The organism is Cupriavidus sp. 2SB (genome assembly GCF_005503625.1).
Taxonomy (GTDB): Bacteria; Pseudomonadota; Gammaproteobacteria; order Burkholderiales; family Burkholderiaceae; genus Cupriavidus.
The window spans coordinates 67,044-86,803 of sequence record NZ_SCMX01000025.1; the positions used below are offsets into that span (position 1 = coordinate 67,044).

14 protein-coding genes are annotated in these 19,760 nt (G+C 65.5%); 7 read left to right on the forward strand and 7 right to left on the reverse strand.

Annotation, left to right across the window (positions count from 1 at the left end; genetic code table 11):
- Positions 1-11 precede the first annotated feature (11 nt).
- Positions 12-1,085, reverse strand: coding sequence for a methyl-accepting chemotaxis protein (locus FFS21_RS14225; RefSeq protein ID WP_137925447.1), 1,074 nt, complete (start codon positions 1,083-1,085; stop codon positions 12-14).
- Between the two features lie 346 nt (positions 1,086-1,431).
- Here FFS21_RS14225 and FFS21_RS14230 point away from each other — a divergent pair, with 346 nt between their 5' ends.
- The gene (locus FFS21_RS14230) at positions 1,432-1,731 is read left to right on the forward strand and encodes a hypothetical protein (protein ID WP_137925427.1); all 300 of its coding nucleotides are present in this window, start codon (positions 1,432-1,434) and stop codon (positions 1,729-1,731) included.
- A 92-nt stretch (positions 1,732-1,823) separates the two neighbouring features.
- On the opposite strand, the gene FFS21_RS14235 is transcribed toward FFS21_RS14230, so the two are convergent.
- The gene (locus FFS21_RS14235) at positions 1,824-2,744 is read right to left on the reverse strand and encodes a LysR family transcriptional regulator (RefSeq protein WP_137925428.1); all 921 of its coding nucleotides are present in this window, start codon (positions 2,742-2,744) and stop codon (positions 1,824-1,826) included.
- Positions 2,745-2,877: 133 nt separating this feature from the next.
- On the opposite strand from FFS21_RS14235, the gene FFS21_RS14240 reads away from it, so the two are divergent.
- Complete coding sequence (locus FFS21_RS14240) at positions 2,878-4,371, forward strand: acyl-CoA synthetase (protein ID WP_137925429.1); 1,494 nt, start codon at positions 2,878-2,880, stop codon at positions 4,369-4,371.
- 43 nt (positions 4,372-4,414) lie between these two features.
- Positions 4,415-5,386 (forward strand): Bug family tripartite tricarboxylate transporter substrate binding protein, encoded by a 972-nt coding sequence (locus FFS21_RS14245; RefSeq protein ID WP_137925430.1) that lies wholly within the window; start codon positions 4,415-4,417, stop codon positions 5,384-5,386.
- A 13-nt stretch (positions 5,387-5,399) separates the two neighbouring features.
- Here FFS21_RS14245 and FFS21_RS14250 read toward each other — a convergent pair whose 3' ends face one another.
- From FFS21_RS14250 to FFS21_RS14265, 4 genes are all read right to left on the reverse strand, one after another.
- On the reverse strand, positions 5,400-5,969 hold the full coding sequence (locus FFS21_RS14250) for a vWA domain-containing protein (protein WP_249359379.1): 570 nt from the start codon (positions 5,967-5,969) through the stop codon (positions 5,400-5,402).
- A gap of 98 nt (positions 5,970-6,067) precedes the next feature.
- Positions 6,068-7,102 carry a magnesium chelatase ATPase subunit I gene (locus tag FFS21_RS14255; RefSeq protein WP_137925431.1) on the reverse strand — a complete coding sequence of 345 codons (1,035 nt, stop codon included), beginning with the start codon at positions 7,100-7,102 and terminating at the stop codon, positions 6,068-6,070.
- Positions 7,099-10,893: a cobaltochelatase subunit CobN gene (gene cobN, locus FFS21_RS14260; protein WP_137925432.1), complete on the reverse strand. Its 3,795-nt coding sequence runs from the start codon at positions 10,891-10,893 to the stop codon at positions 7,099-7,101. The genes FFS21_RS14255 and cobN overlap by 4 nt, the downstream gene beginning before the upstream one ends.
- 284 nt (positions 10,894-11,177) lie before the next feature.
- A complete protein-coding gene (locus FFS21_RS14265) occupies positions 11,178-15,167 on the reverse strand; it encodes a cobaltochelatase subunit CobN (protein ID WP_137925433.1) in 3,990 nt (1,329 codons plus the stop codon).
- Between the two features lie 451 nt (positions 15,168-15,618).
- Between FFS21_RS14265 and FFS21_RS14270 the strand changes: the two genes are divergently transcribed.
- The 3 genes from FFS21_RS14270 (at position 15,619) to FFS21_RS14280 (ending at position 17,074) form a co-directional block, all read left to right on the forward strand.
- A complete protein-coding gene (locus tag FFS21_RS14270) occupies positions 15,619-15,933 on the forward strand; it encodes a hypothetical protein (RefSeq protein ID WP_137925434.1) in 315 nt (104 codons plus the stop codon).
- A 95-nt stretch (positions 15,934-16,028) separates the two neighbouring features.
- A complete protein-coding gene (locus tag FFS21_RS14275) occupies positions 16,029-16,700 on the forward strand; it encodes an alpha/beta hydrolase (protein WP_137925435.1) in 672 nt (223 codons plus the stop codon).
- A complete protein-coding gene (locus FFS21_RS14280; RefSeq protein WP_137925436.1) occupies positions 16,697-17,074 on the forward strand; it encodes a hypothetical protein in 378 nt (125 codons plus the stop codon). The genes FFS21_RS14275 and FFS21_RS14280 overlap by 4 nt, the downstream gene beginning before the upstream one ends.
- Before the next feature lie 138 nt (positions 17,075-17,212).
- On the opposite strand, the gene mdtD is transcribed toward FFS21_RS14280, so the two are convergent.
- The gene (mdtD, locus tag FFS21_RS14285; protein ID WP_137925437.1) at positions 17,213-18,631 is read right to left on the reverse strand and encodes a multidrug transporter subunit MdtD; all 1,419 of its coding nucleotides are present in this window, start codon (positions 18,629-18,631) and stop codon (positions 17,213-17,215) included.
- A gap of 129 nt (positions 18,632-18,760) precedes the next feature.
- Between mdtD and FFS21_RS14290 the strand changes: the two genes are divergently transcribed.
- A complete protein-coding gene (locus FFS21_RS14290) occupies positions 18,761-19,618 on the forward strand; it encodes a LysR family transcriptional regulator (protein ID WP_137925438.1) in 858 nt (285 codons plus the stop codon).
- Positions 19,619-19,760 lie beyond the last annotated feature (142 nt).

The window sequence follows — 19,760 nt, forward strand, 5'->3', positions numbered from 1 at the left end:
TACAGCCACCCTTACAGCTTGAACTCGCCCACCACCCGCTGGAGTTCCTGGGCTTGGTCGGCCAGCGCGGCCGACGCGGCGGCGGCTTCCTCCACCAGTGCGGCGTTCTGCTGCGTCACGTCGTCCATCTGCGTCACGGCCACGTTGACCTGCTCGATGCCATCACTCTGATGTTCCGACGCCGAAGCGATCTCGCCCAGGATCTGCGTCACGCGACGCACGGCCTGCACGATCTCGTCCATCGTCTGCCCGGCTCGTCCCACCAGCGCCGTGCCGCTTTCCACCTGCTGCGCGGAGTCGCTGATCAGTACGTTGATTTCCTTGGCGGCCGCCGCGCTGCGCTGGGCCAGCGTGCGCACCTCGCCCGCCACGACGGCAAAGCCGCGCCCCTGCTCGCCCGCCCGTGCCGCTTCCACGGCGGCGTTGAGCGCCAGAATATTGGTCTGGAATGCGATGCCTTCGATCACGGCGATGATGTCCGTGACCTTGCGCGAACTCGCGCTGATGGCGTCCATGGTCTGCACCACATCGCTGACGATGGTGCCGCCCCGCTCGGCAATACCCGACGCGGCATCGGCCAGCCCGTTAGCCGTGCGTGCGCGTTCCGTGTTCTGCCTGACCATGGCGGTCAGCTCGCCCATGCTCGACGCCGTTTCCTGCAGCGTCGCCGCTTGTTCCTCGGTGCGTTGCGAGAGATCGGTGTTACCCACGGCAATCTGCTGCGAAGCCGACGAAATCGCGTCGCTGGCGGACTTGATGCGCGTGACCAGCTCGGTCAGCATGTCTTCCATCTCGCCCAGCCCGCCCAGCAGCCGGCCAAAGTCGCCGCCCCGGTCGGTCTCGAAATCCTTGCTCAGGTCGCCAGCCGCCACGGTCTCGGCGATGAACTCGGCCTCCTTGAGCGGCGCCTCGATCGCGCCCACCAGCCGCACCCAGAAAATCAGGCTCAGCACCGGCACCGCTGCGCCAATGCCCCAGATCCAGCCCCGCGTGCCAGCATCGTTGATCTGCCCCAGCGCCAGCGTGGCCATGACGCCCACCAGCACCACGATCACCCCGAAAGCCGCGCCCATGCGGGTGCGCATACTCAAGTTGTCCCAAGCCATGATGCCTTCCGCTCCTCGTTCCTGCCCCGCGTTGTCCGGGGCTATCGATGGGCTAACGGTTGGAGGGCCGGGAAACTTTAGGGGCGTTGTGGCCCGGTGGAGGCCACTCAGACTGCGGTCATGCGGAACACCGTTGGGGGGCCATCCCGGCCGGGTCTGCGCCTCGCTCTCGATGAATCACCACGAAATAAGGAAGACGCAAGCACTTATAGCCTTTCCCAACGCGAAAGTTACCCCGCTTACATCTTGCACACATCGTCGGCAGGTGAGTAGTGAATAGAATCTGACGAGTAGAAGTCGACAATCGATTTTTGAGATAGCCACAATGCCACGCACCCTCCTTTCTGCCGCAGCCGTCGCGGTCCTCTCGATCTTGGCGATCACCGCCCATGCCGACCCATGGAAGGACGAGTCTGGCCATGGTCATGGCACGCGAAAAGGCGGCGAATACAAGGAGGAATATTGGGACGGTCCGTGCAAAGTGGAACGCAAATGGAAAGGCAATGGCGAGTACAAGGAAGAACGAAAGTGCAAGGACCGCGGTGCGTACTATGCTCCCGCTCCCGTGTACCCGGCGCCTGAGCCGGCCATCGTGATCAGCCCACAAGTGATCGTGCGCCCATGAAGGTGGTGTCCTGCGTGAGAGACGGAGGTGGGGGCTGCTACCGGAAGCCGCCAATCTGACAACTCTCGGAAAAGTTCTCGTCCTCTAGCCCCCTACTCCCCCACAAACACCGGCAACCCCGACACCTCGTCACGCAGAAACGCAATCAGCGCCCGCGTCGCCATCGACAGATGGGGATTGGGCGTCGTGATGATGTAGAGGCGGTTGCCCAACCCTTCCGGTGTCCAGTCGGGCAGCACGGGAACGAGCGTGCCGCGTCGCACATCGTCCCAGCCCATGTAGAGCGGTAGCAGGCTGACGCCGTGCCCTTGTCGGGCGGCGTTCATCAGGAATGGGAAGTGTTCGGACTGCAGGTACGGGGTGATTTCCACGTCCTGTCGTTCCGGGCCGCAGTCGGTGTCGCGACCCAGCGTCAGCAGGAAACGGCGCGACGTATAGGGCGGGCACAGGAAGCGGCATTCGGTCAGGTCCGATGGCTTCCTCAGTGGCGCGACGCGCTTCAGGTAATCGGGTGAGGCGCAGAGCTGCCAGCGGATCGCGCAGACGTCGCGCGCCACGGTATCGAGTGGTGGCAGCGACGTCACCTTCAGCGCCACGTCGATCTCCGCAGCAATCAGGTCAGTGACGCGGTTCGCAAAGAACACGCGCAGCGAGATACCGGGGTGCAGTTCGGCAAAACGCAGCAGCATCGGCGCGATGAATGCATCGCCCAGTCCGGTTGGCACGCTGATGCGCACATGGCCGCGCAGCGTCTTGCCCAGGCTGTCGATCTCCGCCTGCGCGGCTGCGATCTCCTGCAGGATGCGCAAGCCATGTTCGTAGAGCGACTGCCCCGCATCTGTCATTTCCAGCCGACGCGTGGTTCGGCGCAGCAGCATGGTCCCCGCCTGCTCCTCCAGTTGCCCGAGTTGCCGGCTGATCTGCGAGCGAGTCACGCCGCGTCGGCGCCCTGCCTCGGCCAGGTTGCCCGACTCCACGATATCCACGAATGCCTGAACGAGATTGAGGTCCATGCGAATGTTCTGAAAAGCAATGTCAAGTATTACGCAACATTGTGCTGCGGCAAGACAGGATTGTCGATGATGAAGAGCGTGGCTACAGTGTTGTGCCACTGGATAAAGATGTCGAATAACTGGGAGACACCGTATGCCTGCAGACCTCTGGTTCGAATCGTTGCATCGCCCCGGCGCGGAGGTCGTGGATCGCGGCAACCGGCTGGCGGGCGGTCTCAGGCGGCTTGGGCTGGAGTCGGGTGACGTGGTGGCGGTGCTGCTGCGCAATCATCCGGTGTTCGCCGATGTGGTGTTTGCGTGCCGCACGGCCGGCACCTATTATTGCCCGATCAACTGGCACTTCACGGCGGAGGAAGTGCGCTATCTGCTGGAAGACAGCAACGCGCGCGTGCTGATCACCCAGGCAGACCTGCTGCCCGCCGTGCTGGCCGTGGTGCCTGCCGATGTAGTCGTGCTGACCGTCGACGGTATCAATGACGATGCCATCGAATACGAACCCTGGCTCGCTGCGCAGGCACCGTACGACGGCCCGCGCGTGGCGCCGCGCGGCCATCTGGCCTATACCTCCGGCACCACGGGGCGGCCCAAGGGCGTGCTGCGCCAGCCGGTTCCGCTCGATCAACTGGACGATCAGCAGACGCGGCTGCGCTCGCTGGTCAGCCAGGCCATCGGCATCGTTCCCGGATGCCGCGCGCTGATGTCGGCCCCGCTGTATCACAGCGCGCCGAGCGTGTTCGTGCAGAACGCGCTGCAGATGGCCGAGCGGCTGGTGCTCGCCCCGCGCTTCGATGCCGAGCAGGTCCTGGCGCTCGTGGAGAAGCATTGTATCGACGTGCTCTACCTCGTCCCGATCATGTACGTGCGGCTGCTCAAGCTGGCGCCCGAGGTGCGTGCGCGCTACGACCTGTCATCAATCCGATTCGTGGCATCCACCGGATCGCCCTGCTCGCCCGAGGTCAAGCGCGCGATGCTCGACTGGTTCGGCCCGGTCATCCACGAAACCTATGCATCGAGCGAAGCCGGCATGATTACGGTGGCCACGCCGCATGACGCCGCTACGCGGCCCGGTACGGCCGGGCGTGCCGTGGACGAAGGCAGCATCCGCATCATCGACGAGTCTGGCCGCCCTTGCGCCGCCGGCGAAGTGGGCCTGATCTACGTCCGACAGCCTGCGTATCCCGATTTCACGTACCTGAACAACGATGCCGCACGGCAGGCCATCGATATCGACGGCCGCGTCACGCTCGGTGACATGGGCTATCTCGACGCGGACGGCTACCTGTTCATCTGCGACCGCGCGTCGGACATGGTGATCTCCGGCGGCGTGAACATCTATCCGGCCGAGATCGAGCACGAACTGGTGCGCTACCCAGGCGTGGCAGATTGCGTGGTCTTCGGCGTGCCCGACGACGAATATGGCGAGCGACTGCACGGCGTGGTGCAGCCGGTGGCAGACACCACGCTGGAACCGGAAGCCGTCGTCGAATGGCTGCGCGGACGGCTCTCGGGCTTCAAGGTGCCGCGCACGATCGAGATCGTTGCGCAACTGCCGCGCGACGAGACCGGCAAGCTCGCCAAGCGCCGGCTGCGCGACCAGCACTGGGCGGGACGCCAGCGTCGCGTCTGAGTCATCGATCAAACAACAACGCACAAGAAAGACAGGAGACAACATGCAACGCAGGACCGCACTCATCGCCGCCGCAACGCTCGGCCTCGCAACCTTCGCTTCATCGGCCTTTGCCGCGTATCCCGATCGTCCGATCAAGCTTGTGGTGCCGTACACGCCGGGCGGCTCGACCGACCAGTTCGGCCGTGCAATGGCCGAGGGCATGGCGCGCGAGCTGAAGCAGCCCGTGGTGGTGGAAAACCGCCCCGGCGCCAATACGATGGTCGGCACGCAAAGCGTGGCGCGTGCGCAGGCCGATGGGTACACCATCCTGATGGGCAGCAGCGCGAGCATGGTGCTGAACCCGATGCTCTACAAGAAGACCGGCTACGACCCGAAGGACTTCAAGGTCATCCTGGTGGGCATCGAAGTGCCGCTCGTCGTGGTCACCAACAATCAGGTGCCAGCCAACACGATCAAAGACTTTGCCGCCTACGCCAAGGCGGCGGGCGGCAAGCTCAACTATTCCTCGGTAGGACTCGGCAATCCGCTGCAACTGGCTTCGGAGATGCTCAAGTCCGAGCTTGGCATGGAGATGACGCACGTGCCGTACAACGGCAGCGCGCCGGCGTTGTCGGCGCTGCTGGCCAACGATACGCAGATGATGGTCGATGTGGTCAGCACCTCGCTGCCCCATATCAAGGCGGGCAAACTCAAGGCGCTGGCAGTGACGGCGCGCTCGCGCCTGGAAGTGCTGCCCAACGTGCCGACCATGGCGGAGAGCGGCTATCCGAACTTCCATGCCGCCACGTGGTTCGGGCTGTCCGTACCGGCCCAGACGCCGCCGGAAGCCATCGCGAAACTGCAGGCTGCCGCATCGCGCGTGCTGACCGAGACGGCGTTCCGCAATACGTTCAACGCGCTGGGGCTGATCGTGCAGCAGCCGCGCTCGCAGGCCGAGATCGATCGCTACGTGAACGCCGACCGTGAGAGCTGGGGCAAGGTCATCCGCGCCAACAACATCAGCCTTGATTGATGCGATGGATGCATCAGGCGAGCGCCTCGGCGGTGCGGTAGTCCGCATCCCACGCGCTCGCCAGTTGCAGGCAGCGGCCCAGCGGTACGGCGTTGCGCTCGACATCCACGACCATGACGTGATCGGCCCATGCGGGACGCGGCGGTGTCTCCGCGCTGCGTCCATCGGTCAGCAGCCATAGCCAGCGCTGCTGCGCGGGACGCTCCCGGGCCTGGCGCGCCAGCAACTGATCGGCGCGGGCAAGGCCCAGCGTCAGTGGCGTGCCCCCTCCCCCACTGATCGGCCGAATCCAGTCTTCATTCCAGCGCTGCGCGCGTGACGGCGCCAGCCGCACCTCGGCGTGCCCTGCAGCAAAGCAGACCAGCGCCACATCGGCGCGCGACTGATAGGCACGTTCCAGCAATCGCACCAGCACGCCTTTGGCCAGCGCCATGGGTTCGCCATGGACCATCGAACCGGAACAATCGAGCACCACGCAATGCAGCACACCCGCACGCGGGTCCGTGCGACGGTAGCGCAAGTGCGCGGGCGTCAGCACGGCGTTGCGGCGCGCGGCCAGCGTGCGCGGCCAATGCACACGCACGCCCGGTGCCGCACCATGCGTGGCTTGCCGTGCCGATACCGGACGCGCCGCCTGCCACCGATTGCCACCGGCCCGCTCGGGTCCGGGCGCCCGGTGGCTCAGGCTTTTTTTGCGGTGCGGTCTCCGGCGAATGGCTTCAGCGGTTTCACATCGGCAATCGCACTCGGCTGGGGCGGCGGCAGTGCACCCCACGGGTCTGTTGACGATGGCGATTGGGACGATGGCGGCGGTGCGGCCTGCGCGTTGTCCTGCGCAGGCTGCGTCGCTGGCGAGCCGGCATGACGGCGATGATGGAGCACCAGTTCGGCCACGGCATCGACATGTCCTGCGTCGATGGCGCTGGCGCCCTGCCATGCAGCCAGCGCACGCGCGGCGCGTAGCATGACGAGGTCAGCACGCACGCCATCCACGGCAGCGGCCAGACAGAGCGCACTGACGCGATCGTGCACGGCATCACTGAACGTCAACGCGTCGAGCGATGCACGCGCACTGACCACACGCGTCGCCAGTTCACGCTGGCGCGGCGCCACGGCGGCGCAGAACGCTTCCGGGTCCGCATCGAACGCCAGCCGCGCACGCACGATGGCCTGACGCGCGGCGGGGTCCGCGTAGTTGCCCAGCGACAGCGCCAAGCCGAAGCGATCGAGCAACTGCGGCCGCAGCTCGCCCTCTTCCGGATTCATCGTGCCCACCAGCACGAAGCGCGCAGGATGCTCGTGCGATACCCCGTCACGCTCTACCACGTTCACGCCGCTGGATGCGGCGTCGAGCAACTGGTCGACCAGCGGATCGGGCAGCAGGTTCACTTCGTCGACGTAGAGCACGCCATCGTGCGCGCGTGCCAGCAGCCCCGGCTGGAAGCGCACCTCGCCCTGCTGCAATACGTGCGACAGATCGAGCGTGCCCGTCAGTTGTTCCTCGCTGGCACCGAGCGGCAGCGTCACGAAGTGGCCGTGCGGCAGCAGTCCGGCCAGCGCACGCGCCGCCGTGGATTTGGCGGTGCCACGCGGGCCGGTCACCAGCACGCCGCCGATGCCGGGATCGATGGCCGCCAGCAGCAGCGCCTGTTGCAGCGCGTCCTGCCCGACGAGGGCACTGAACGGAAAAATCGGGCGCAGGGCCGGGCTTGTCATGGCTGTCCTTCCAGACGCTGTTCGTTGTCGAGTAGATGGTGTTCGATGCGATCCCGCTGGTCGCCCGGTTCCTGCCAGAGGCCACGGTCCATCGCTTCCAGCAGGCGTTCGCAGATGCCTTGCAGTGCGCGCGGATTGTGCTGGGCGAGGAAGTCGCGATTGGTAGCGTCGTGCACATAAGCATCGGCCACGAGCGCGTACTGGTGATCGCCCACCACGCGCGCGGTGGCGTCGTAGCCGAACAGGTAATCCACGGTTGCGGCCATCTCGAACGCACCCTTGTAACCATGCCGACGCACGCCGTCTATCCATTTCGGATTCACCACGCGTGTGCGGATCACGCGCGCGATTTCTTCGTTCAAGGTGCGCACGCGCGGCGCGGCAGGATTGGCGTGATCGCCGTGATAGATCGCCGGCTGCGCGCCGCCGAGATGGCGCACCGCCGCGACCATACCACCCTGGAACTGGTAGTAGTCGTTGGCGTCGAGGATGTCGTGCTCGCGGTTGTCCTGGTTCTGCACCACGGCGTCGATGCCGGCCAGCCGCGACGCGAAGGTTTCGTGCGCCGCCACGCCATCGAGCCGCTGCCCGTAGGCGAAGCCGCCCGCGTGCAGGTAGGCATCGGCGAGGTCCGCATCGGTCTGCCAGCGGCGACCATCGATCAGCGCCTGCAGGCCGGTGCCATAGTCGCCGGGCCGCGCGCCGAACACGCGCCAGCTTGCGCGATCCTTTGCGGCATCGGACGAGACACCCTGCGCCATCAGCGCCTGCTGCTCGGCCAGCACGCGAGCACGGATCGGATTGACGTCCTCCGGTTCATCGAGCGCGGCCACGGCACGCACGGCGGCATCGAACAGCGACACAAGATTGGCGAAGGCATCGCGAAAAAATCCCGAGACGCGCAGCGTCACATCCACGCGCGGACGGTCGAACACGGTCATCGGCAGGATCTCGAAATCGACCACGCGATGGCTGCCATGTGCCCACTTCGGCCGCACGCCGAGCAGCGCCATGGCCTGCGCGATATCGTCGCCGCCCGTGCGCATCGTCGCCGTGCCCCAGACCGACAGCCCGACGGCACGCGGATACTCGCCGTGTTCCTGCAGATGCCGTTCGATCAACTGGCTGGCCGAGCGCAGCCCCAGCGTCCATGCGGTGCGCGTGGGCACGGCGCGCGTATCGACGGAGTAGAAATTGCGGCCCGTGGGCAGCACGTCGGGACGTCCGCGCGAAGGCGCGCCGCTGGGTCCCGGCGGCACGAAGCGGCCCATCAAACCACTGGCGAGTTGCGCGAGTTCCTGCGTGCCGCATGCGTCGAGACGTGGCGCAACATCGCTGCGCAATCGCGCGAGGACGGCGAATGTCTGCGGCATCGACGTTGTCACGGTGCTGATGTCTTCATCGAGCATATGCAGCGCCAGCAGTTCAAGACGCTCGCGTGTATCGCCATGATGGCGCCATGGTCCTGCGTCGATGTCCGCCAGCATATCGGGACGCCGACCGGTCCACGGTGCGGCCCAGTCTGCATCGAGCGGATCGAATCCGAGTGACAGGTCTGCAGCCAGCGCCGTCAGCAGGCTCGCGCGGCCCTCGGCGCCATCCCCCACCGGAAAGCGTGCCAGCGCCGCCAAAGTGTCACGCCGCTGCCGTCCCTCGGGCGACTGGCCGAACACATGCAGCCCGTCGCGGATCTGCGACTCCTTGAGTTCGCAGAGCCACGCGTCGGTGCGATTGAGCAGCGCGTCTTCGTCATCGTTGCTGGCCGGGACATCGAGGCCCAGCTCGCGGTGCAGTTGCTGGCTGACGATGGATTGCAGGATCTCGCGACGCAGCAGTTTCGCGCGACGCGGATCTATGCTCAGTGCTTCGTAGTACTCGTCAACCTGACGTTCCAGATCTTGCAGCGGACCGTAGTTTTCGGCGCGCGTCAGCGGCGGCATCAGGTGATCGATGATCACGGCCTGCGCACGGCGCTTGGCCTGCGCGCCCTCGCCGGGGTCATTGACGATGAACGGATAGAGATGCGGCGTGGGTCCAAGGATCGCATCGGGCCAGCAACTGTCGGACAGCGCCACGCTCTTGCCCGGCAGCCATTCGAGATTGCCGTGCTTGCCTACATGTACCACCGCATCGATGGCGAACACGCGGCGCAGCCAGAAGTAGAACGCGAGGTAGCCATGCGGCGGCACGAGTTCCGCATCGTGATAGCTCGCGTAATCGTCCACGCCATACGCACGCGCGGGCTGGATGCCGACGAAGACGTTGCCCGTGCGCACGCCCGCGATCATGAAGCGACCGTCGCGCATCATGGGGTCTGCTTCAGGCGCGCCCCAGCGCGCGGCGATGGCGTCGCGATTGGCCTCGGGCAATTCGGCCAGCCATGCGCGATAGTCCTCCATCGACAGGCTCTGGAACGCGGGCCGCCATGCATGCTGATCGAGATCGTTGGTGACGCCACGGGTGAGGCCGCGCATCAATGCGTCGCCATCGGCGGGAAGCGGACCCAGTGTGTAGCCTTCGGCATCGAGCGTTTGCAGGATGCGCACGACCGACGCCGGCGTATCGAGCCCTACCCCGTTGCCGATGCGCCCTTCGCTGGCGGGATAGTTGGCGAGGATCAGCGCCACGCGCTTTTCATCGTTCTGCAACGTGCGCAAGCGACACCAGCGATGCGCAAGCTCCACCACGAATCGCACGCGCTCCGCATCGGGCTGATAGCGCACGACATCGACCTGTGTATGCGGGCAGCGCCACGCCAGCCCCTTGAAGCTGATGGCGCGCGTGATGATGCGGCCATCGACCTCGGGCAGCGCCACATGCATCGCCACATCGCGCGTGCCTAGGCCCTGGCTATCGGCCAGCCAGTCCTCGCGATTGCCGCCGCTCAGGATGACCTGCAGCACCGGAGCATCGTTGGCGAGCGGTACATCGCTATCGCTCGCATTGTCGAGCGAGGCCGTGGCGAAGGCCGTGGTGTTGAGGACGAGCGCTACCGAATGTTCGTCGCACAGGCGCTGGAGCACCTCGCGGCACAGCGGCTCTTTCAGCGAACTGACGGCCAGCGGCAGCGGACAGAGGCCAGCATCGAGCAACGCCTCAGCCACGGCATCGAACACGGCGGTGTTACCGGCTTGCAGATGCGAGCGATAAAACAGCAGTGCCACGACCGGCGCACCATCGAGTCCGCGTGCAGACCATTCGTGCTGCCAGTCCTGCACGGTCGCCACGCCATGGTCGCGGTGATAGAGCGCGGCTTGCGGCAGGACTTGCGGGGGTAGCGCGGGTGCGGTGAACTGTTCTGGATAGGCATGACCGGCGAGGTGGCGGAAGAACTGTTCCGCGTTGCCAGGGCCACCTTCGCGCAAATAGCGCCAGAGCTGATGCGAGAGTTCCGGCGGGGCATTGCCACGCCGCGCGAGGTTGTCGTCCTCGGCCAGGTCGCCCGAGAACATCACCAGCAGTTGCCCACGGGCGCGAGCGAGTTCCGGCAGGCGTTCCAGTCCGTAGGCCCAGTCGCTCTCGCCGCCGAGGTGATCCACCACCACTACACGCGCATGCTGCAGAACTTCGTCGATATAGAGATCGAGCGAGGCCGGCTGGCGCAGGTACATCTGGTTGGCCAGTCGCACACTCGGATAGTCTGCGCCGAGTTGCGGCACGGCAGCAGCCAGCAGCGACAGCGTGGTGTCAGCGGCACTCAGGACGACGATATCGCCCGGCGTCTGCTCGATGCGCAAGACGATCGAATCGTCCTCGACGAAGCCGCCTGGCCGGGTGGACAGCAGATGCATGGGTCAGCGAACGCCCGTAACGATCGTGGCTGGAATGCTGGACGTCTGCATGGCTGGGGCGGGTGAATTTGTGAAGGCGATCAGGATACGGGGGTTGGCGGTGGCTGTCTATTTGGGGGGCCTTGCCCGCCCTGCCGGTTTGCTCCCCTCTCCCATGTAGTGGGAGAGGGGTTGGGGGAGAGGGCATGCGGTTCAAATTTCGACTTGCTGGTGATTGCACCGCTAGCCCTCTCCCCCTGCCCCTCTCCCGCCTTGCGGGAGAGGGGAGCAAACCAGCGGCAGAGTTAAACGCGTCGTCGCCAAGCCACGAACGCGCCTGATCCAATCAACAGCAGCCCCAACATCGCCGCCAGCCACGCGTAGTTCGTATGCGCGGGCGCCCTTGCCACACGCACTTCACGTGGTGTCAATTGCTGCCCCGTAACACGCTGTTCGGCTGACACCGCAGGCGCCGCCAGCGCATCAACCGGCGCCGTACGCGCAGCCTCCTTCGCCTTCGACACCACCCGCCCCGGCGCCACCACCGCATCCGCCAGCGCTTTCCCCACGTCCCGCAAATCCACCCCTGCCGCCTTGCCACTGCGCGCAATATGCGCCATCAGCGCCGGATTGCCGCAGGTATTGGCCGTACACGACAATCCATCGCGCCGCACGCTCTCCGCGTACTGGCGCAACAGCTCGCGACGCTCGGCATCGGTAAATCGATAGCTGCCCTGCCGATCCACTTCGAGCAACCGCGCCAGAATGCCCTGCTGCGCGTGCGGATTGGCCTGCTGGAAAAACGCGCGCATGCCCAGGCCGAGTTTGTCGGCCACATATACATCGTAGGTACGCTGCCAGAACGCGCCCGGCGTTTGCTCGGGCACTGTCGCCTGGAAGCCATAGAGGTGCTCCACCTCGCGATACATCTCGCGCGCACCTGCATAGCCGGAGCGCTGCATCGCCGTGATCCACTTCGGGTTCCATTGGCGTGCGTTGAGTTCCGTGGCCAGCCACGTGCGTGCGTCAACGGTCTGCGTTTCGCCTGCGCGCCGCAGGTTATGCAGCCAGAGCGGCGGCGCGCTGCCCGTCACGGCACGCGTGGCGGCGGTCAGGCCGCCAGCATATTGGTACGTGTCATCGTTATCGAGCGCACCGTACAGCGTGCTGGTGCGCGAAAACACCACGGCCTGATTCGATTTCAGGTGGCTGGCCAGCGCGGCAGGTGCCGATTCGCCCCACCCTTCCGCCGAATACGCGAAGTTCATGTAGCGCAGGTACTGGTGCGCCAGCGCGTCAGGGCCCCCCTGCGCGTCGCGGCTCTGCTCCACCATCTGCTGCACACCAATCGAATAGTTGCCCGGCTTCGCCGCAAACACGCGCGCCCGTGCCACCTTGCCAGCCGTTTCCGCATCCACCCCCTGCCGGACCAACTCTGCTGTCACGGCCTTATCTTGGCGGCTAATTGCATTTTCTCCGGCGGCAGCAGCCAGCCGGGCAGCCTTGTCGAGCAGCGCGATCTTGTCGCCGAAGCCATCGCGGTAGATGCCCGAGGTGGTCAGCAGCACGTTGACGCGCGGGCGGCCCAGCTCGGTATCGGGAATCAGCCGCACGTCCTCCACATCGCCGCGCGCGTTCCATACCGGCTCCACGCCCATCAGGTACATCGCCTCGGCTTCCATGGCGCCCTGATGCCGCTCCGTTTCGCCGTACCAGAGCACCATCGAGACCGATTCAGGCCACTGCCCGCCGTGTTCCTGCCGATAACGCGCCAGTGTCTGGCCGGCCATCGTCTTGCCCAGTGCCCAGGCGGCGCGCGTGGGGATCTTGGCGCCGTCGAAGGCGTGAAGGTTGCGCCCTGTCGGCAGGCTGTCAGGCACGCGCACGGGGTCGCCCAGCGGGCCGGTGGGCAGGTAGCGGCCGGACAGCACGGTAATCAGCGCATCCACTTCGGCCTGCGGCGAGGCGCGCAGATCGGCCAGCCACTGCCGCCCCATCGCCAACGCACGGCGCGTGGCATCGTCTGGCGCCACGGGATCACGGCCCGCCACGACCGCTTCTGCCCAATCGTGCAGGGTCGAGCGATCGGCACGCACCTGTGCGCCGAGCAGCAAGGCCAGCGCATCGGTCTGGTCGGCGGTGTCCGGCACCTGGCCGAGCGTATGGATGCCAAGCGGCATCGGCTCCGCCTCGACCTTGTGCAGGAAGGCATGCAGCACGGGCTCGATCTGCTCCCACGGCGCATTGGCATCGAGACCCAGTTGCTGATCGAGCTTCTGCGCACGCATTTGTTCGATGGCCTGCTTGCGGTACTGCGCCGAAAGTTCGGGCGCACTGTCGCGCGTGGCGTCGGCCTGTTCCACGGCTTCATCCAGCGCTGCCAGCACAGGCGGCTGCCCTGCGCTGGCCAGCAGCGGCGAGAGGTGGCTGACCAGCACGGCCGCGCTGCGACGCTTGGCCTGGATCGCTTCACCGCCACCGTCCTGGATGTAGAGGTAGGCGTTCGGCAGATCGCCAAGAATCACCTCCGACGCATCATCGCCAGACTGCGCCACCTGCTTGCCGGGCAGCCATTCCAGCGTGCCGTGACGGCCCACGTGCATCACGGCATCGGCGCCAAACCCATGGCGATACCAGAGATAGGCGGCGAGATAGGAATGCGGAGGCGGTGTGATGGTGTCGTGCAAGTCGTCCATGGCGCGGGCGAACGTGGACCGCAGCGGCTGCGGCCCGACGAACACATTGCCGAAGAACAGACCCGGCACGACGAATGCCGGTGCACCGCTGGCGTCGCGAGCGAGCATCAGTGGATTGCGTTCGGGCGGCCCCCATGCGCGCAGCACCGACTGCCGGAATGCGGCGGGTAGCGTGTCGAACCAGCGGCGGTATTGCGCCATCGGCACCAGCTTGACGTGCCCGGCCCGGACCATGCGATCGAGCTCGCCAGGGGACCATGTCTCGATGTTGCGTCCGTTGGCATCGAGCAGCGCCGCGAGCGAGGCGGCATCGGGCAAGGCATCGCCCGTGGTGTAGCCGGCCGCACGCAGTCGCTTGAGGATCTGTTCAAGCGTGGGCAGCGTGGCGAGATAGCTCGCGCCGATGTTGCCGCGTCCCGGCGGGTTGTTGTAGTAGAGCACCGCCACGTGCTTGCGCGCGACGGGTGTGTCCTGCAGCGCGATCCAGCGTTTCACTCTCGCCACGATGGCGTCGACGCGCTCGGGCACGGCTGCACTGGCACGCACACCCTCGTGCGATTCCTGCGTCGCGAACAGCATCGGCTCGGTGGCGCCGCTGCGTTCGGGAGCAGTCAGCAGCAACGGCAGGCGCTCGCCCGCGATGCCGCGCACATCGGCCTGCCATGCCGATGCACTGTCACGCGTGGCAACGAGATTGATTGTGTGCAGCCCGTGCCGTGTCAGCCAATCCTTGTCCTGCGCACGCGGGATGGTCAGATTCAGCGCCAGCAGCGCACGCAGCGGCGTCTTGCCATCGACAGTCAGCAGCGTATCGAGTGACGAGACCGGCCAGCCAAAGACCGGCACGGCGCCCATGCCCTGCCGCTCCAATGCCTCCACCAATGCATCGATATGCGCGAGATCGCGCTGGCGATAGCTGGTGGCGTAGAACGTGATGCCGACGAGCGGCGCTTCGGCGCGCAGATGCCCTTGCGTGCGATACCACTGCAGATAATCGGCCAGCGAAGCAAACGGCTGCGGGGCACGCGGATGGTAGATGCCAGCGGTCGGGGCGGGACGCACCGGGGGCACCGCAATCGGCGTCGCCCCCACCTCACGCTGACGCGCGGCCACGACATAGGCCATCCATGCGGCAAGATTGTCGACGCCCCCGGCATCCCAGTATTCCTGTGTCGCCGAGTTCGCTGCAGCGTTGATGCGGAGTCCCCATGCCTCTTCCGCATTCTGCGCAGGGGAAGCCAACACCGTCGCGCCACGGGCCTGCGCCTGCCGGACCGCTGGCGCCACCTTTCGCAATGTGGCAGCGGGCACGAACCACGCTTCGATAACATCGGCGCGCGCCAGTGCCGCCGCGTCGGGCGTACCGGTCACGAACGTGAATTCGGCGACATCGTTGCCATGCGTCGAGCGAAACGATGCTTCAGCCGCAGGCAACAAATGCCCTTGCGATGTCATCACCATCACGCGGATGGGTGCCGACTGTACGACCGATGAGCAGACCAGCAGCCACCACGCCAGACAAATCAGGCGCAGCAACGGACGACGGAGGAAAGCGCGGAACGGGAGCACGAGACGGACGAAGTGACAGGAGCCAGGCATGGGGGCGCCCGATTCTACCTGTCGCGGGGAATGGCAATGGATTCGGATGTTATCGTCCGGTCACCCCGGCGCTCCCGAAAATCAAACGCTCGTGTGGCACATCGCGTGGCGAGGGATCGGTATCTGCCCCATGTGGTTTTTTTGCCGATGCTACAAATCACCGTCCGTGCTGGCGCTTTTGCAGCGTTGGCAGCACGTTTCGCCACAATCGGCAAATCCATCCGGGCCCGCAGTGTAAAAAAGACAAGGCCAGGCGCAGCGGATCGCCGGGCCTGGCCAGATGGGCGATCAATCTACCTCAGCTTCGCGTGACCCGCAATCAGCCCTGTGGGGGACCCCACATCGGTCATGGTGACCCATCGTGTACCGTGCGCCGGATCGTCTATATTTGACCGCATGGCGCACAAACCGAATGAATCACCGCCGTAGACAGCCCCGGGAGGTATATGCCATGCGTTCGCTTGCAAACTTGTTCAGTCCGCCGACGCCAGAGAAGATCGCTGAAAAGGAACTGCAAGACATGAGGCTGACGCTTTTCCAGGCAGAACGCCGCCTGCTTGAAGCGCAGATGCAAGTCGATTATTACCGCAACATGATCGCCTTCCTCGAAGAAGTGGGAACCGTGGGCGTGGAAGGCGTAGCCGACCGCCGCACCACCCTGCCCGCCGCGTCCTCCGCGCCTCAGGCGCCGACGCTGCAGGCGCCGCAACCGGCCCGTGCCACTGCGGGCCTCGCCACGATTCCGATCGTGCCTTCCGCAGCGTGATGCGCGCTGCGTGACGCGTGTATGGATGCACGGCCCCCCGCCCGCGCGGGGGGCCTGTGCGATACTGGCCGCCTTTCCGAATCCGAGAACCGGCCATGAGCAACCTGCTACCCGCGATTGAAATCGAAACCGCGCCCAACCCGACGCATGCTGTTATCTGGATGCATGGCCTGGGCGCCGACGGCAACGATTTCGTGCCGGTGGTGCCGGAACTCGGATTACCCACGACGCCGGCCATCCGCTTCGTCTTTCCCAACGCCCCCGCCATTCCCGTGACCTGCAACGGCGGTTACGTGATGCCAGCCTGGTACGACATCCTTTCGCTCGATGACGCGGGGCGGCAGGCTGACGAGGCCGGCATCTGGAAATCGTGCGAAGCCGTCCGCGCGCTCATCGCCCGCGAAAATGCGCGTGGCATCCCGTCGGATCGCATCGTACTGGCCGGATTCTCGCAAGGCGGCGCCATTGCCTACACCACGGCGCTTACCCACCCGGAGACGCTGGCCGGCGTGATCGCGCTGTCTACGTATATCCCGTCCACCGCGCTGATTGCCAAGCATGTTGCACCGGCAAACGCCGCCACACCGATCTTCGCGGCGCACGGCACCGAGGACGGTGTGGTTCCGTTGGCACTGGGTACCCGCGCACGCGACCACCTGACCGCGCAGGGCCAGCCCGTGGCCTGGCACACCTACCGCATGGCCCACTCGGTCTGCATGGAAGAAATTGCCGATATCGGCGGCTGGCTCAAGGAACGGCTGCAATGATTCCGGCTTCGCCCCCGCCCCGCATCGATTTCAACACCCGCAAGGCGCTGATGTTCGCGCTGATGGCCGAACGGCTGTCGGCCTACTACGAACACGGCCAATTGATGACCGAAGCCCAGGGCGCCACGCTGGCCGGCAACTGGCTGTCGCGCTCGAAGCTGCAACTGGCGCTGGCCGAGCGGCGCCTGCTCTCCGATCTCAGCGACCAACTGGCGCGCCAGCTTGCCGAGACGCTCTCGCGCGAAGCCGGCCTCTATGCGTCCCACGAAATGATGGAAGCGCTGGACCCCAACTACCAATCCGCCTTTGCCCACGACATGCTCGACGAATGCGAGCGGATGCTGCGGGAGAATGGGGTCGATCCGGAGAGTTGAGGGGAAGTTGCGCGAAGTAGATGCACGTTCCATCAGGGCCACACTCGTTTTATTCGCTTTTATTCCGATTTCCATAAATTATCCAAATCGGAATAATTCCGGATAAAACGGCTGCTTTTCCTTACAGGAGCCAAGCACTTACCCCGCCTCCACCACCCGCTTCACGCTCTTTGGATTGAGACGTTCCGCGTCGAGCCTGCGGAACACCAGCGCCGAGAGCAGCGTGATGATGCCCACGGTCAGGAAGGCCAGCCGATAAGCCGGTGCGGCCACGCCGAACTCGGCAGAGAACACACTCACCAGCCCGCCACCAATCGTTACGCCCAGGCCGATGGCCAGCATCTGCACCATCGAGAACAGGCTGTTGCCGCTGCCCGCATCCTCGCGGGTCAGGCCCTTGAGCGTCACGCTGTTCATCGCGGCGAACTGCATCGAGTTGGCGCCGCCGAACACGGCCAGCTGGAAGATCGACGCGGCCAGCGGCCAGCCTGGCGACATCGCTGCGAACGATGCCATCGACACACCCACGATCACGGTGTTGACCATGAGGAAGGTGTCGTAGCCGAAGCGGTTCACGAGCGGCACGATCCAGCGTTTGGAGATGGCCCCGGCAATGGCCACCGGCAGCAGCATCAGCCCCGAGTGGAACGGCGAGTAGCCCAGTTGCAGCTGGAACAGCAGCGGCAGCAGAAACGGCACCGCGCCCGAGCCGATGCGGCAGATCAGGTTGCCGATCAGGCCCACGCTGAAATTGGGTTCGCGGAATAGCGCGAGCCGGAACAGCGGCGTCGTGTACCGGCGTGCATGGGGGATATAGAGCAGCGCGCTCGCCACGCTCACCACCATCAGCAACACCGTCCACGCATTGAACGTGCCGCGTTCCAGCGCCAGCGAGAACGTGACCATGCATAGCGATAGCAGGCCGCACCCGATCCAGTCGAACGGGGGCGCCGCGCCGGCCTCGCCCTGGGGCAGGTAGCGACGTACTGCGAACAGTCCGACCAAACCCACCGGCACATTGATCAGGAAGATCCAGTGCCACGAGGCGCTCTGCACAAGCCAGCCGCCCAGCACCGGCCCGAAGATCGGCCCCACTTGCCCGGCCACGGAGACAAAGGCGAGCGCGGCGATGTATTGCTCGCCCGGGATATTGCGCAGCACGGCCAACCGGCCGATGGGTAGCAGCATCGATCCGCCGATGCCCTGCAGCACGCGTGCGATCACCAGTTGCGTCAGCGATTGCGCGCCCGCACAGAACACGGAACCGAGCACGAAAATCAGGATGGCACTGAAGTAGACGCGCCGTGTGCCGAATCGATCGGCCAGCCAGCCCGAGGCTGGCGTCAGTAGCGCCATGGTCAGCGTGTACGCCACCACCACCGGCTTCATGTCGAGCGGTTTCTCGCCCAGGCTATGTGCCATCGAGGGCAGCGCGGTGTTCAGGATGGTGGTGTCCAGCGTCTGCATGAAGAAGCCGGCAAAGACGATCCACAGCATGGCCTTCTGGGAGAAGGCGGCGTTGTTGGATGTGGCTGGGGAAGCTGGAGCGTGCGGCATGGGGCAGGTATCTGGACTGCGGGTCCGGGTTATCCCGGATCGATGGAAGCATGGTACGCACCCCGCACCCCATCGGGAACCCCTCTGCGATGATTGACTGTCATCGGGAAATCCGATGACAATGCGCCGATGCTCAATCCCGTTTGGATCCAGACGTTCGCCACGGCGGCCACTGCGCACAGTTTCACCGAGGCCGGGCGCCAGCTCGGACTCTCGCAGTCGTCAGTCAGCGACCATATCCGCCGCCTGGAACAGAGCGTCAATCGCCGGCTGTTTGTGCGCGATACGCACTCGCTCTCGCTGACGCCCGATGGCGAAGCGCTGCTCGTGCACGCCCGCCTCATCCTCGAAAGCCTGGCCCGTGCCGAGCAGCAGTTCAGCGGGCCCCGGCTGCAGGGCCGGGTGCGTCTGGGCTGTTCCGAGGATCTGGCGCAAGGCCCGCTGCCCAACGTGCTGGCGGCCTTCCGCGCCTCCCATCCCGACGTGGAACTGGAAATCACCATCGGCATGACCAGCAAGCTCTATGAATGGATTGAAGCCGGCACGCTGGACCTGATCGTCGGCAAGCGACGCGAGGGAGAGCGGCGCGGCGTGCCGCTGTTCCGTGGCCAACTGGAGTGGCTGGCGCGGCCCGGCACCGTGGTGGATGTGGGGCAACCGTTGCCGATCATCCTCGTCAACGAGCCGAGCGTCACGCGCTCGGTGGTACTCGATACGCTGGCGGCGGCCGGCTGGCGCTGGCGCAACGTCTGCACAAGCAGCAGCCATTCGGGCTGTATCGCGGCTGCACGGGGCGGACTCGGCATCACGGTGCGTGCGCAGAACCTGACCGGCGGCGGACTGGTTCCGCCCGTCAACGTCGACGCCCTGCCCGCCTTGCCCGACGTGGAATTCATCACACTGGCCGCACGGCGCCTGACACGCCCGGCCGAAACCCTGCTTCAGTTGATCCGCAAGAGCGACCTACGCTCGCTGCGGGTGGAGTGATTATTTAGCTCCCCTCTCCCGCAACGCGGTGTATAGCCCGGACACATAGGTAACACCTGTTCGGAGACATGGGTAACACATCTAGACTGGCTGGCAGTGTCTTTTGGGAGACCTGCCATGCCGTGGAAGGAAGTGTCACTCA